Source organism: Ruegeria sp. BI11, from assembly GCF_056538005.1.
This window is the reverse complement of record NZ_JBQFSM010000003.1, coordinates 47,549-60,737: the sequence shown is the minus strand read 5'-3', so window position 1 is coordinate 60,737 and position 13,189 is coordinate 47,549. Positions and strand designations below refer to the sequence as shown.

15 protein-coding genes and 1 riboswitch are annotated in these 13,189 nt (G+C 57.4%); of the genes, 6 read left to right on the top strand and 9 right to left on the bottom strand.

The annotated features are described in order from the left end of the window. Positions 1 to 4 precede the first annotated feature (4 nt). A riboswitch (SAM-SAH riboswitch) is annotated at positions 5 to 53 on the bottom strand. A gap of 42 nt (positions 54 to 95) precedes the next feature. The 6 genes from lnt to miaB all read right to left on the bottom strand — a co-directional run bounded on the left by lnt (position 96) and on the right by miaB (position 6,476). Then, a complete protein-coding gene (gene lnt, locus ACR0DT_RS08680; RefSeq protein ID WP_480710344.1) occupies positions 96 to 1,592 on the bottom strand; it encodes an apolipoprotein N-acyltransferase in 1,497 nt (498 codons plus the stop codon). Beyond that, entirely contained in the window at positions 1,589 to 2,479 is an 891-nt protein-coding gene (locus ACR0DT_RS08675) for a hemolysin family protein (protein WP_480710343.1), read from the bottom strand. The genes lnt and ACR0DT_RS08675 overlap by 4 nt, the downstream gene beginning before the upstream one ends. 35 nt (positions 2,480 to 2,514) lie before the next feature. Then, positions 2,515 to 3,009, bottom strand: a complete 495-nt coding sequence (ybeY, locus tag ACR0DT_RS08670) for an rRNA maturation RNase YbeY (protein WP_480710342.1) — start codon at positions 3,007 to 3,009, stop codon at positions 2,515 to 2,517. A gap of 33 nt (positions 3,010 to 3,042) precedes the next feature. Then, positions 3,043 to 4,065, bottom strand: coding sequence for a PhoH family protein (locus ACR0DT_RS08665; protein ID WP_480710341.1), 1,023 nt, complete (start codon positions 4,063 to 4,065; stop codon positions 3,043 to 3,045). Between the two features lie 144 nt (positions 4,066 to 4,209). Then, positions 4,210 to 4,974: an outer membrane protein gene (locus ACR0DT_RS08660; RefSeq protein ID WP_480710340.1), complete on the bottom strand. Its 765-nt coding sequence runs from the start codon at positions 4,972 to 4,974 to the stop codon at positions 4,210 to 4,212. Between the two features lie 182 nt (positions 4,975 to 5,156). Further along, complete coding sequence (miaB, locus tag ACR0DT_RS08655; RefSeq protein WP_480710339.1) at positions 5,157 to 6,476, bottom strand: tRNA (N6-isopentenyl adenosine(37)-C2)-methylthiotransferase MiaB; 1,320 nt, start codon at positions 6,474 to 6,476, stop codon at positions 5,157 to 5,159. 120 nt (positions 6,477 to 6,596) lie between these two features. Between miaB and ACR0DT_RS08650 the strand changes: the two genes are divergently transcribed. Continuing rightward, positions 6,597 to 7,460, top strand: a complete 864-nt coding sequence (locus tag ACR0DT_RS08650; RefSeq protein ID WP_480710338.1) for a hypothetical protein — start codon at positions 6,597 to 6,599, stop codon at positions 7,458 to 7,460. 8 nt (positions 7,461 to 7,468) lie between these two features. Here ACR0DT_RS08650 and ACR0DT_RS08645 read toward each other — a convergent pair whose 3' ends face one another. After that, the gene (locus ACR0DT_RS08645; protein ID WP_480710337.1) at positions 7,469 to 8,266 is read right to left on the bottom strand and encodes a phytanoyl-CoA dioxygenase family protein; all 798 of its coding nucleotides are present in this window, start codon (positions 8,264 to 8,266) and stop codon (positions 7,469 to 7,471) included. Between the two features lie 87 nt (positions 8,267 to 8,353). Between ACR0DT_RS08645 and ACR0DT_RS08640 the strand changes: the two genes are divergently transcribed. Then, the gene (locus tag ACR0DT_RS08640) at positions 8,354 to 9,241 is read left to right on the top strand and encodes a LysR family transcriptional regulator (protein WP_480710336.1); all 888 of its coding nucleotides are present in this window, start codon (positions 8,354 to 8,356) and stop codon (positions 9,239 to 9,241) included. A gap of 2 nt (positions 9,242 to 9,243) precedes the next feature. Here the strand turns inward: ACR0DT_RS08640 and irrA are convergent, their stop codons facing one another. Then, positions 9,244 to 9,660, bottom strand: a complete 417-nt coding sequence (gene irrA / locus ACR0DT_RS08635) for an iron response transcriptional regulator IrrA (protein ID WP_058283234.1) — start codon at positions 9,658 to 9,660, stop codon at positions 9,244 to 9,246. Positions 9,661 to 9,848: 188 nt separating this feature from the next. Here irrA and fabA point away from each other — a divergent pair, with 188 nt between their 5' ends. Genes fabA through ACR0DT_RS08615 form a run of 4 tightly spaced genes read left to right on the top strand, consistent with a single transcriptional unit; the run spans position 9,849 to position 12,661 of the window. Continuing rightward, positions 9,849 to 10,358: a bifunctional 3-hydroxydecanoyl-ACP dehydratase/trans-2-decenoyl-ACP isomerase gene (gene fabA, locus ACR0DT_RS08630; RefSeq protein ID WP_170326986.1), complete on the top strand. Its 510-nt coding sequence runs from the start codon at positions 9,849 to 9,851 to the stop codon at positions 10,356 to 10,358. A 31-nt stretch (positions 10,359 to 10,389) separates the two neighbouring features. Continuing rightward, entirely contained in the window at positions 10,390 to 11,619 is a 1,230-nt protein-coding gene (gene fabB / locus ACR0DT_RS08625; RefSeq protein ID WP_480710335.1) for a beta-ketoacyl-ACP synthase I, read from the top strand. A gap of 5 nt (positions 11,620 to 11,624) precedes the next feature. Further along, entirely contained in the window at positions 11,625 to 12,416 is a 792-nt protein-coding gene (locus tag ACR0DT_RS08620; protein WP_480710334.1) for an enoyl-ACP reductase FabI, read from the top strand. A 59-nt stretch (positions 12,417 to 12,475) separates the two neighbouring features. Continuing rightward, entirely contained in the window at positions 12,476 to 12,661 is a 186-nt protein-coding gene (locus ACR0DT_RS08615; protein ID WP_480710333.1) for a hypothetical protein, read from the top strand. Between the two features lie 23 nt (positions 12,662 to 12,684). Here the strand turns inward: ACR0DT_RS08615 and ACR0DT_RS08610 are convergent, their stop codons facing one another. Further along, positions 12,685 to 13,113 (bottom strand): FKBP-type peptidyl-prolyl cis-trans isomerase, encoded by a 429-nt coding sequence (locus ACR0DT_RS08610; protein ID WP_480710332.1) that lies wholly within the window; start codon positions 13,111 to 13,113, stop codon positions 12,685 to 12,687. Positions 13,114 to 13,189 lie beyond the last annotated feature (76 nt).

Sequence of the window (13,189 nt, the reverse complement as noted above, 5' to 3'; positions counted from 1 at the left end):
AAAGTGCTCCATTAAGATTTCCCCATCACGCCAGGAAGCCGTTGTGACAGGCACCCGAGGGGATACGCCCACACAAACACAGGGTCAATCGATAATTATTCGTGTCCCCGCCGGGCGTTGCGCCAAAGCAGCGCGAACAGGGCGACCAGCAGGGCAAAGACCGGAACATCCCCAATTCTGGAATACACGGTAGGAGCAAACGGAGCAGGCAGCTTTGCGTCGATAAATCCGGCCTGGTTCAGGGGCAGCGCCTGTGTGATGCGCCCCAACGGATTAATCATCGCCGATACCCCGGTATTGGCCGACCGCATCATCGGCAGACCCTGCTCGATCGCGCGCATCTGAGCTTGCACCAGATGCTGATAAGGGCCGGATCTTGTGCCGAACCAAGCGTCATTGGTGATCTGCAACAGGAAATCCGCGCGCCCCGGGGCAGACAGTACATCCTGCGTGAACACGGCTTCATAACAGATCAGCGGCAACGCCTTGCCCAGCTTGCCCGCATCCATTAACGCGGCCCCCGGCCCCGCGCTGAAACCATTACCGGTGGTGGCGGTCATGCCATAGATACCGAACTTTGCCATCACCTCGCCGAACGGGACGTATTCCCCAAACGGGGCCAAATGGTGCTTGTCATACAGACCTTGCTGCTGGCCCTGTTCATTCAAATAGATCATCGAGTTGTAGATGCGTGGCCCGTCGCCCCGCTGAATACCCAGGAACACCGGCGTGCCTTGTGCTGCGTCGGCAACGGCGTTCAAGTAAGGTTGCGCGCTGCCAAGCCACGCAGGTATTGAAGTTTCGGGCCAAATAATTAGATCGGGCCGGGGCTGCGCCGCCGTAAATTCAATCTGACGCGCAAAGAACAAGGGGGCGTAATCCGGATCCCACTTCTGATGCTGCGGGGCATTAGGCTGGATCAAGCGCACAACGTGGTCGGTTTCCATAACCGCGGGGCGTGTGGCAGCATAGCCTAGCGCCAAACAGGCGGCGCCACCAGTCAGCCCAAGCGAACAAGCAAACCCGCTGCGTTGCGTCAGCGCCGCCCCCAGGGGCAACGTCGCCAACAGGGTCAGCGCGCCTAGACCGTATGGCCCGAACAATGACAAAAGTTGGGCCACTGGCGAGCCGACCCATACCTGCGCCAGCCCTGCCCACGGAAACCCCGTCAGCACATAGCCGCGGGCGAATTCCGCCAGTGACACGACCACAGCCAGATAGACGGCCTGCGCGACTGCGCCACCCTTTGGTCGCCGCGCGACCCAAAAGGCCAGCGCCCAGAACAGGGCCAGCCCCCCCGCCATGAAGACCAAGGCAAAGGGCGCCATCCAGGCATGCCGTTCAGCGTCCACGAAGAACGGCTCGACAATCCAGCTGAGGCCATGTGCGAAATACCCGGTGGCAAATGCCCAGCCCACCCAGGCAGCCCTTCCCCGCGTTTCGGTCGACAGAAACAACGGAGCGAGCAGCACCAGCGCAAGCAGCGTTGCAGCCCACACGCCAAAGGGTGCCAGGCCAAACGCCGCCAACGCACCCAAAAGGGCGGCCAGAGCGCATCTCAGCCAAATGTTCCAGCCCTGTGAAGGGTTCATGCAGCGAGGTCCGGCAACATGACACGCAGCCGCTTGATCCGGCGCGGATCGGCGTCAATCACCTCGAATTCAGGGCCTTCGGGATGCAAGACAACTTCACCCCGCGCTGGCACCCGGCCCGACAGCATAAAGACCAGACCGCCCAACGTGTCGATCTCTTCTTCGTCCACGTCTTCGTGACTGGTCAGCGAGCGCCCAATCTCGGCCTCAAACTCTTCCAGCGGGACGCGGGCCTGAACGATATAGCAGCCGGGCTTTTCCTGAACCCAAAGCTGATCTTCATCCGCGTCATGTTCATCGGCAATTTCACCAACAACCTGTTCGATCAAATCCTCAATCGTCAACAGCCCGTCGACACCACCATATTCATCGATCACCAACGCCATATGGCGTCGTTCAGTTTGCATCTTGGTCAGCAGAACCCCAATCGGCATCGAAGGCGGCACGAACAGCAACGTCCGCAGCATCGTGAGCAAATCGAATTCACTGGACCCGCCGTTGAACCCATGGGTCAGGGCAAAGTCTTTCAGGTGGACGAACCCCAATGGCGTGTCCAGCGTGCCCTCATAAACCGGAATCCGCGACAAACCGCTTTCGCGGAACAACTGCGCCAGCTCATCCTTGGTGATTGTTGAAGGGACCGAGATGATCTCGGCCGTCGGGATGGCCACGTCCTCAACCCGCATCCGCCGCAGGTTGATCATGCCACGCGGCTGTGTCTTGTCGACATCATGACCGTTGGTCACCTGGCTCTCTTCATCCTCGCCCTGCGGCGAAAACGCGTCCACTATTCGAGAAAAGAAACCGGCTTTCTCTTTGCTATCTTCACCGCCGTTCCTGGATTGCGCGCCCTGCGCCGCCATAGAACTGCCGTCTGTCTCGCCCATAATCCTGTTCCAAATAATCGGCCTAGATGGCCCGTCTACGTATTATATGGGTCATCGATACCCATTTTGCCAAGTATAGCGACCTCAACCGTTTCCATCAAAGTGGCGTCGGGGTCACGAATGTGATCATAGCCCAGCAAATGCAACGTTCCGTGAATGATCAGGTGCGTGACGTGATCATCCATAGTTTTCCCGGCCTCTTCTGCTTCACGCGCGCAGGTGTCGTAGGCAATCGCGATATCGCCCAGTGCAATCTCACCGGTGAAATCTGGCGCGGGCGGCGTCGGGTTCTGACCAGGTTCCTCAGCAGCCAGCTCTTCGGCGGGCCAACTGAGTACGTTGGTCGGCGTAGGCTTTTCCCGGAATTCTGCATTCAGCTCAGCAATCCGCGCATCATCACAGGCCAGCAGGCTGACTTCGCATAGATCCGCATCAAGATCGCAATGGTCCAGCACCACCTGAATGGCGCGCGTAGCCAAGGGTTCCAGTCCCTGCCAGCGTGAATCCTCAATTGTCAGTTCAAGGTTCATGTAACCACGTCCAAAGCCTGCGGCCGCGGACGATTACCCCGTCTCACGGCCCGAGTCGGCCTCATACGCTTCGATAATGGCGGCGACAAGCGGGTGGCGGACCACATCCTTCGAGGTGAAGTAGTTAAAGCTGATATTTGCGATCGTTTTCAACAAACGTTCCGCATCTTGCAGCCCCGACTGAACTCCGCGTGGCAGGTCCACCTGCGAGCGGTCACCGGTGATCACCATACGGCTGCCTTCACCCAGACGGGTCAGGAACATTTTCATCTGCATAGTTGTGGCGTTCTGTGCCTCATCCAACACGACAAACGCATTGGCCAAAGTTCGCCCGCGCATAAAGGCCAGCGGTGCGATTTCGATGCGTTTTTCCTCGATCAGTTTGGCCAGCTGCTTACCGGGCAGAAAGTCGTTCAGCGCATCGTATAGCGGCTGCATATACGGATCGACCTTGTCCTTCATGTCACCGGGCAGATAGCCCAGCTTTTCCCCGGCCTCGACCGCGGGGCGGCTGAGGATAATCCGATCCACATGCCCGCCGATGAACATCGACACGCCAACGGCAACGGCCAGATAGGTTTTACCCGTGCCCGCAGGACCGATTCCAAAAGCCAGCTCGTTACTAAACAGCGACTGAACATAGGCTTTTTGCGCATCGGTGCGTGGCTCGACCAACTTTTTACGGGTCTTTATCTCGACCGTTCCGCCTTTGAACATCTCAAGCTGATCACCGTCGCGGCTGCCAGTTCCCTGTTCCGAACCACCCATCCGCAATTCGCGATCCACATCTGCGGCCTCGACATCGCGACCACCTTCCAGACGAGTATAGAGGGCCTGCAGCACTTCAATCGCCTGCTTCTGCAAATCTTCGTCGCCCATGACAACCAACTGATTGCCACGGCGCACGATCTGGACTGACAGCTTTTGTTCGATTTCGGTCAGGTTGCGGTCATACTCACCGCACAAATCAATCAGCAACCGATTGTCAGGGAATTCAACAAACGCCTCGCGTTGGGGCATGTCATCTTGCGGTGGGGTAAGGGCACCGATGGCCAATCCGTTCTCCTGTCTTGGCGTTTATACCCTGAGCGTAGACAACAAGTCTCGGTGGGCGCAAGCCACAGTTTCAATTTTTCCCAATCGGATGGTAAAACCGCCGAAGCCAGACGCAGCCGCGCCTTGCCCCAATCGCTGACACTTTTAGAAAGTGTAGTTCAATCCAAAGCGCAAACCACGATAACGCGGCGTGGATTTAGTTGAGAATCCATTGCCAAACTCTACATCGCGCGAGTCAAACTGCACGTATTCAAATTCACCTGTAATCGACCAGTTGTCGTTCAGGCTGTGTTCAGCGCCAATACTGACGGAATACCCGTCGCGCGAGTCACTTTCTTCAAAGGATTGAAGCGTGCCCCCAGAAGCCAGACCGCTTGTGGTCGTGACGTCACCTTGCACGTATCCGACCGAGACAAAATACAGAACCGTGCCGCTTTTGTTGGTGAGACCATTGCGAAACTTCAGCGACAGGATGTCCGAAACCTCGGATCCACCTGTGACCGTTACGCTTGCAATATCGGTCGACACTTCATCGTCAATCTTTCCGAAATCATATCCGAGTTCGAAACCATAAACGTAGTCCCGTCCACCAATGGCTGGAAGAACACCGCGCCAACCGCCTCGGACACCGCCGTAGCCACCACTCAGGTCCAGCTCTCCGATTTCGAACAAACCCGCCGGAGTACGCAAACCGACTCGGTCTGTCCCACCCGATGCATAGGCCCCACTCAGGCCGACATAAAACGCGCTCACATCGCTGCCATACCGCTTTGGACTGACGACCGGAGGATCGGTCACACCCTTCTCGAGGTTGCCCGCAACCGTCGCGCTGGAAAAAAGTGAGAGCACCAGCACCGTCGGAAAAACAAACCGGCCTTTCTGGCCAAAGTAACGTGTCAGGAATTTCACTCGTACCCTCCATCGTCCCGACCCGACAACCGGGTCAGCACCGACCTGAATTTCAGGAAACAGAAACCCTTTTCCCCAAATACGTCCGGCTTTTGTCCGAGCATAGATATCAGCGATAAATCAAGGGTTAATTTTTGGAACAAATACCCACTATGACTTTTAAACAGCACTTTCCAAAGGCATCAGATCAGTGCCCCAGCCAGCGAATTCGCCCCTGAATCAGTGATCTGAACTTCCCTCAAATCACCAACTGCGACATCGGCATCAGACACGTGAACCGAATGTAAATACTCGGATTTTCCGACCATCTGTCCTGGCAGCCGTCCAGATTTTTCAAACAAAACCTTGACCTTACGCCCTACCATTGCATCCTGAATTTCCCGCTGATGCTGGGTGATCAGGGCCTGCAGGCGTTGCAGGCGATTGTCAGCCGCATCGGGATCGACCTGAGGTCGCTCGGCCGCGGGTGTTCCCGGGCGTGTCGAGTATTTGAAGGAATAGGCGTAGCCGTATTTGACCTCCTCAACCAGGTCCATAGTGGCCTGGAAATCCTCTTCGGTCTCTTCGGGGAAGCCGACGATGAAGTCACCGGACATGACAATATCGGGACGTGAGGCGCGGATACGCTCGATCAGACGCAGATAGCTTTCGGCGGTGTGGCTGCGGTTCATGCGCTTGAGGATGCGGTCCGAACCCGACTGAACCGGTAGATGCAGATACGGCATCAACTTCTCGCAGGTTCCGTGTGCCTCGATCAAGTCATCGGCCATGTCATTTGGGTGCGATGTGGTAAAGCGGATGCGTTCCAGCCCGTCGACCTTGTTCAACTCCCAGATCAGCCCGGCCAGCGTCATGTCTCCGTTGGCACCGGCCCCATGATAAGCATTGACGTTTTGCCCCAGCAGAGTGATCTCACGCACGCCACGTTCAACCAGTTCATGCGCCTCGCGGATGATGCGATCCGCCGGGCGGCTGACTTCGGCACCACGGGTATAGGGCACCACACAGAAGGCACAGAATTTGTCACAGCCTTCCTGCACGGTCAGAAACGCCGTCGGGCCACGCTTGGCCTTGGGGCGGTTTTTTAGCTTTTCGAACTTGTCCTCTTCGGGGAAATCCGTGTCGAGCGCTTTGGCACCGGTGCGGGTCTTCGCCTCCATCTCGGGCAGGCGGTGATAGCTTTGCGGCCCGACGACCAGATCGACCAGCGGCTGCCGGCGCATGATCTCTTCGCCCTCGGCCTGCGCCACACACCCTGCCACACCGATCTTGAGGTCCGGCTTTTCCGCCTTCAATCCTTTGAATCGACCCAATTCGGAATAGACCTTTTCGGCGGCCTTTTCCCGGATATGGCAGGTGTTCAGCAGGATCATATCCGCATCATCGGGGCTTTTGGTTTCCACATATCCCTGCCCACCCAGCGTCTCGGACATGCGCTCGCTGTCGTAGACGTTCATCTGGCAACCATAGGTTTTGATATACAGCTTTTTGGGTTCCGACATGGGTATGGCCTTTGCGCTGGCGGGATCGGCGTCATCTATACCCTACGAACGCCGCTTGCAATGCCGAGGCGGATACCCGATTTTGACCGCAGATTCCAGCAAAGTGGAACCGGACAGGCAATGCACTACGACTCTCTCGATGATTTCCTCGCCTCAGGCAAATCCGTCATGGCCAAAGGCCCTGTCGCGCTGATCTTCATTGAAGATAAAGTCGAGGTCGACAGCACTCTGCGCCATCATCTGCATCTGGGGTTCAAATCCGTGATTACCTTCATGCCACAGGATTTTGCGCTGGATTCTGAATTGTCTGACCGCATCCACAGGATCACTATGACCTGCGTGCCCAGCAAGATTGTGTTCGACACCATCAACAGGATCATTCAGGCCGCGCCGGGTATCTGGATGTATTACTGTTATAATGCCGAATACCTGTTTTTTCCGTTTTGCGAGACCCGCACAGTGGGTGAATTGCTGGCATTCCATGCCGAGGAGCGTCGCGACGCGATGCTCAGCCACGTGGTCGATCTTTATGCCGACGACCTGGACGCCTTTCCAAACGGAGTAGCCCCGGATCGCGCGATGTTGGACAGCACAGGATATTACGCCCATACCCGTCATGACGCCGAAGGTCACCCGGTCGAACGGCAGTTGGACATGTCCGGCGGCCTGCGTTGGCGGTTCGAAGACCACATCCCTTACGAACGGCGCCGCATTGACCGGATCGCATTGTTTAAGTCGCGCAAGGGGCTAGAGTTACGACCCGACCACACCTTTAGCGAGCCGGAATACAACACCTATTCCTGTCCGTGGCATCACAATATGACGGCGGCTGTGTGTTCGTTCCGCGCGGCCAAAGCGTTGAAAACCAACGCCGGGTCCACCTTCGATATCCCAAGTTTCTGCTGGCACAACTCGGTGCCGTTTCAGTGGAAATCCGGCCAACTCCTCGACCTCGGACTGATCGAATCGGGTCAGTGGTTCTGAACCCGACCTCAGCGCCGCAGCAGTACCGGGAACCAGTCTTCGCGCAGACGCTGACCCGGAGTCATATCGTGACCTGGAAAGGGCGGTGAGGTTCGGCCCGGGCGCTCCACATACCGTGCGTCATCCCCGACCAGGCGCAGCGAAAACGCTCGGCGACGGCTGTCGGACTGATTTCCCCGTGCACCGTGTAGGGTGCGGTAATTAAATGCAACCGCGTCACCTGGTTCCATTTCGAATTCCACGACCCTCATGCCTTCGGCGTCCGGGTCCGGAACGGGAATGTACTGGCCATCATCGGGAAAGAACCCCTCTTCCGACACCCAGCGGGTCGGCAGAACCTCTTTTTCCCAACGATGAGACCCCGCCACGCAGCGCAGCGTCGCCTTTTTCACCGGGTCCAGCGGCGACCAGAAGCTGATGGTCTGCTGCCCCTCGACGAAATAATACGGCCCGTCCTGGTGCCACGGTGTCGCCATCGAGGTGCCGGGCTCTTTGACCAGAACGTGATCGTGAAACATCTGTACGGTTTGCGATTGCATCAGATCCGCTGCGACCTCGGCCGCCGGAGAAGTTTCGATCACATCCCGAAACTGCTCTATCCGTGACCAGTTGCAGTAATCGTCAAAGAACAGACCGGTCTCACCCTGTTTCTTATTTTCCGACGCATAGGGGCCCGGTTCGGCCATGTTCGCGGCAACGCCTTCACGTAGCTTTTCGACTTGATCGGTAAACAAGCCCTTGATCAGGACAACCCCGTCCTGCTGATAAGTGTCAATCATCTCTTGCGTGACCAGAGGGTGCGTCATGTCGGTCTCCGTGCCGTTTGGTTGGGTGATCTGCACATGGGAAAGCCCTCTGTTCAAGTCATATCTTTCAAAGATACACTTAACTTCATGTTATATATTTCCTTGCGCCAATATGAATATGTCTGCGCCATCGGGCGCCATGGCAGCCTGTCTGCCGCCTCGCAGCATCTGAATGTCTCGCAGCCCGCGTTGTCTAATGCGTTGACGCGAGTCGAAGAACAATTGGGCTACCCCCTGTTCGCCCGCAGACGGGGGGCAGCTATGGCGCTGACACCGCAAGGGCGCAGTTTCATCGAAGAGGCCGAGGCGCTGCTGGCCAACGCCGCCCGGTTGGAAAATGCTGAAACAGGTGCGGGCAAGGCGCGGTTGCAGTTGGGATGCTTTGTTGATCTAGCGCCTTTTTTGCTATCACGCGCTCTGCACCAGTTGCGCGTGCAGATGCCGGACGTTGCGATCACCTACAGGGTGGACAGTTTCGAGGGGCTGATCTCAGGCCTGATTGACGGGCGGATCGACTTGGCGCTGACGTATGGGCTGAGAATGGATGCGGGCTTTACCCAGCAGACGCTGTTCACCAGCACGCCGCATGCCCTGATGTCCCCGGATCATCCTTTGGCAGTTCAGGACAACGTTTCCCTGCAGGATTTGGCGACCTATCCACTGATCCTGTCAGAAGAAGGGCTTTCGGCGCAGCATATGCTCGGGCTGTTTCGAAAAATCGGGCAAAACCCAACGGTTGCACATCGCGCGGGTTCGTTGGAAATTCAGCGTAGCCTTGCGGCGCATGGCGAAGGCGTTGCGATCAGCTACGCCAATCCGCCAACCAAAATCAGCTATGACAAGAAGCCCCTGCTCAGCCTGCCCGTGTCGGACCCGTTCACAGCAGAACCCGTCGTGTTGGCCCGGCATGGCACAGGCCCCACGGACGCACAGATTGAGACCGCCGAGCGGGCGTTATCCGATCTAAAACCGTAAGATTATTTTTTCCGCAGGCGGATCACGACATCGACCGACGCGATTTCAACCCCTTCGGGCGCTTCGGGCAGACGCTGAATCACCAACTGATCCGAGGGCGCATCGCTCAGACGGCTCTCATCCTCCCAGAAAAAGTGGGGGTGATCATGGGTATTGGTGTCGAAATAGCTTTTGGACCCGTCCACCGTGATTTCCTGCAGCACCCCGGCCTCGCAGAACGCGCGCAGGGTGTTGTAGACGGTCGCAAGTGAAACGGCATCGCCGTTCTTTTTGGCCGCATCAAACAGGCTTTCCGCCGTGACATGGCGATGTTTGCCGTCGCCCACCAACAATTCGGCCAAGGCAACGCGCTGACGCGTCGGGCGCAATCCTGCGTCGACCAACCAGGTTGTGGCTATGTTCTGGCTCTGAGGTGTCATGAATCCGATACCTGTTCTTTGCTGAAGTATATATAAGGGTTCCGGTTAGGCAATTTCAAATGAAATTCATTCGCAAAGAATGCACTGAACACAACATGATGTGGGCGACCGCTCTTGCAGGACCTTGCATACGGGTGCTAGGTGAGGCCAGATTAGATAAACGGACCCCTGGCAGGAGAGGCGGCAGAATGGCCCAATTCCCGAGCAGCTTTGACAAGGACGATCTGCTGAAATGCGCCCGTGGCGAGTTATTCGGCCCCGGCAACGCGCAGCTACCTGCTCCGCCGATGCTGATGATGGACCGCATCACCGATATTTCGGCAGATGGCGGCGCACACGGAAAAGGCCACGTACTGGCCGAATTCGATATTACTCCGGATCTGTGGTTCTTTGACTGCCACTTCCCCGGCAACCCGATCATGCCCGGCTGTCTGGGCCTCGACGGTCTGTGGCAGCTAACCGGTTTCAACCTGGGCTGGCGTGGCTGGCAGGGACGCGGCATGGCCGTGGGCGTGGGCGAGGTTAAGCTGACCGGCATGGTGCGTCCGGACCGCAAGATGCTGACCTATAAGATTGATTTCAAAAAAGCGATCCAGACCCGGCGCCTGACCATGGGCGTGGCAGATGGTATCGTCGAAGCGGACGGCGAAATGATTTACGACGTCAAAGACATGAAAGTCGTTCTGTCCGAAGCCTAAGCCGGACCGGCCTGAAATAAGGAGCACGCACATGCGTCGAGTAGTTGTCACCGGTTTGGGGGTTGTCTCTTCCATCGGGAACAATGCCGAAGAGGTTCTCGCCTCACTCAAGGCCGGGAAGTCCGGCATCGTGGCCAATGAACAGATGGTCGAACATGGCTTTCGTAGCCAGATCGCCGGATCGCTGGATATCGATGTATCCGAGCATGTAGACAAGCGCACCCTACGCTTCATGGGGCCCGGCGCGGCCTATGCCCATATTGCCATGACCCAGGCGATTGCCGATTCCGGCCTGACCGAAGATCAGGTACAGAACCCGCGCACCGGGCTTGTGGCCGGATCGGGCGGCCCGTCAACCAGCGCTATGCTGACGGCGCATCAGACGGTGTTGAAAACCGGCGCGACCAAGCGGATCGGACCGTTTGCGGTGCCAAAGTGCATGTGCTCGACAATTTCCGCGAACCTGGCGACTGCGTTCAAGATCAAAGGATTGAACTACTCGATAACTTCCGCCTGCTCGACCTCGCTGCATTGCATCGGCAACGCAGCCGAACAGATTATGTTGGGCAAGCAGGATATCGTTTTTGCTGGCGGCGGCGAAGAGCTGGACTGGACCCTGTCCTGTCTGTTCGACGCGATGGGCGCGATGTCCTCGAAATACAACAACACGCCAGAAAAAGCTTCGCGCGCGTTTGACCAAAATCGCGACGGGTTCGTGATTTCCGGCGGCGGCGGCATCGTCGTGCTTGAGGAATTGGAACACGCGTTGGCCCGCGGTGCCAAAATCTATGCCGAAGTAACCGGTTACGCAGCAACCTCGGACGGCCACGACATGGTGGCCCCGTCCGGTGAAGGTGGCGAGCGCGCCATGCGGTTGGCCTTGTCGACCCTGCCTGAAGGCCGCAAGGTCGACTACATCAACGCCCATGGCACCTCGACCCCGGTTGGCGATGTGGGAGAGGTCGAAGCCGTTCGCCGTATCTTTGGCGAAGGCAACGTACCCCCGATTTCATCGACCAAGTCGATGACGGGCCATGCACAAGGGGCAGCAGGCGCGCTTGAGGCGGTCTTCTGCCTGCTGATGCTGCACCATGATTTCATTACTCCGTCGATCAACGTCGACACACTTGCCGAAGGCATCCTGCCCGGTGAAATTGCAACTCAAGTAGTTGAAAACGCAGGCTTGGACAGCGTGATGACCAACAGCTTCGGCTTTGGTGGCACCAACGGGTCCATGGTTCTGTCAAAGTATAACGGGTGAATACGATGTCGGATACTCTCAAGGGCAAACGCGGCCTGATCATGGGCGTGGCAAATGACCGCTCGATTGCGTGGGGCATTGCCAAGGCTATGCACGAAGCCGGCGCGGAACTGGCGTTCACATATCAAGGTGAAGCGTTCGGCAAAAGGTTGGAACCACTGGCGCAAAGCCTGGGCAGCGACTTCATGGTGGATGCGGATGTCACCGACGACGCCTCACTGGACCGCGCGTTCGAGGAACTAGGCGCACGCTGGCCGAGCATCGACTTCGTGGTGCACGCGATTGCCTATTCGGACAAGTCCGAACTGACGGGCCGCTTTCTGAACACCACCCGGGCAAATTTCAAACATTCCATGGATGTTTCCGCCTATTCCTTTATCGAAGTTGCACGCCGCGCTTACCCGCTGATGAAGGACAATGGCGGCTCGCTGTTGACACTGACCTATCAGGGTTCGAACCGGGTCGTGCCAAACTACAACGTCATGGGCGTGGCTAAGGCCGCACTGGAATCGGCGACGCGCTATCTGGCAAATGACCTGGGCCCCGAAGGCATCCGCGTGAACGCCATCTCACCCGGCCCGATGAAAACGCTGGCAGGCGCGGCTATCGGCGGCGCACGCAAGACCTATAAGTTCTGCGATCAGAACGCACCGATGCGCGCGAACGCCACGCTTGAAGCGGTCGGTGGCACCGCCGTTTACCTGACTTCGGACGCTGGGGCTTGTACCTCGGGCGAGATCATTCGAGTCGACGGTGGGTTCCACGTTCTGGGCATGCCGCAACCCGATCACATGTGACCCGATCTTTCCCTGCCCGCGCCCAGATTTAACCATCTTTCACGGGCACGGATAGCGGCATGAGCAAAGCAGAACAAATCATCGCCACCACCACACGGGCGTCCCGGCGCAAATCGGGTTTTCTTGGTCAACGCGGACGGATCGCGTTATTGGCCCTGACCACACTGTTGATGCTGTTTGTGTTCTTCACACAGCCGGACGTACGCACGGCCCTCACATCTTGGACCAGCCTGATTTCAGGCTGATCCAACATTCTGACCCAAGTCGTTCAGTTGATCGAAACAACCTCGATATCGAAAATCAGATCCTGCCCTGCCAGGGGATGATTGGCATCCAGGGTAACAGTTGCGTCATCCGCTTCCACCACAGTCACAGGCAATGCCTGCCCATCCGGTGTCTGCATCTGCAATTGAGTGCCAGGCTCTAGCGGGATGTCATCCGGTATCCCTTCACGCGGGATCTGCTGACGCATTGCCGGGTTGATCGGGCCATAGGCATCCACACAGGCAATCTCGACCCGCTTTTTCTCACCCGCCGTCAAACCGGGCATGGCCGTATCCAGACCGGGAATGATCTGACCGGACCCAACCACGAATTCCAGCGGATCGCGCCCTTCGGAACTGTCGAACACGTTTCCGTCCAGCAAAGTACCTTTGTAATGGATGCGAACCGTGTCGCCTTGCTTGATCTCGGTCATAGGTGGCCTCCGGCCGTTAAGAAAATGAGCCGCCAACCCTAGGGGGTGACACGGTATTGTAAACCCTTCCCCCTTT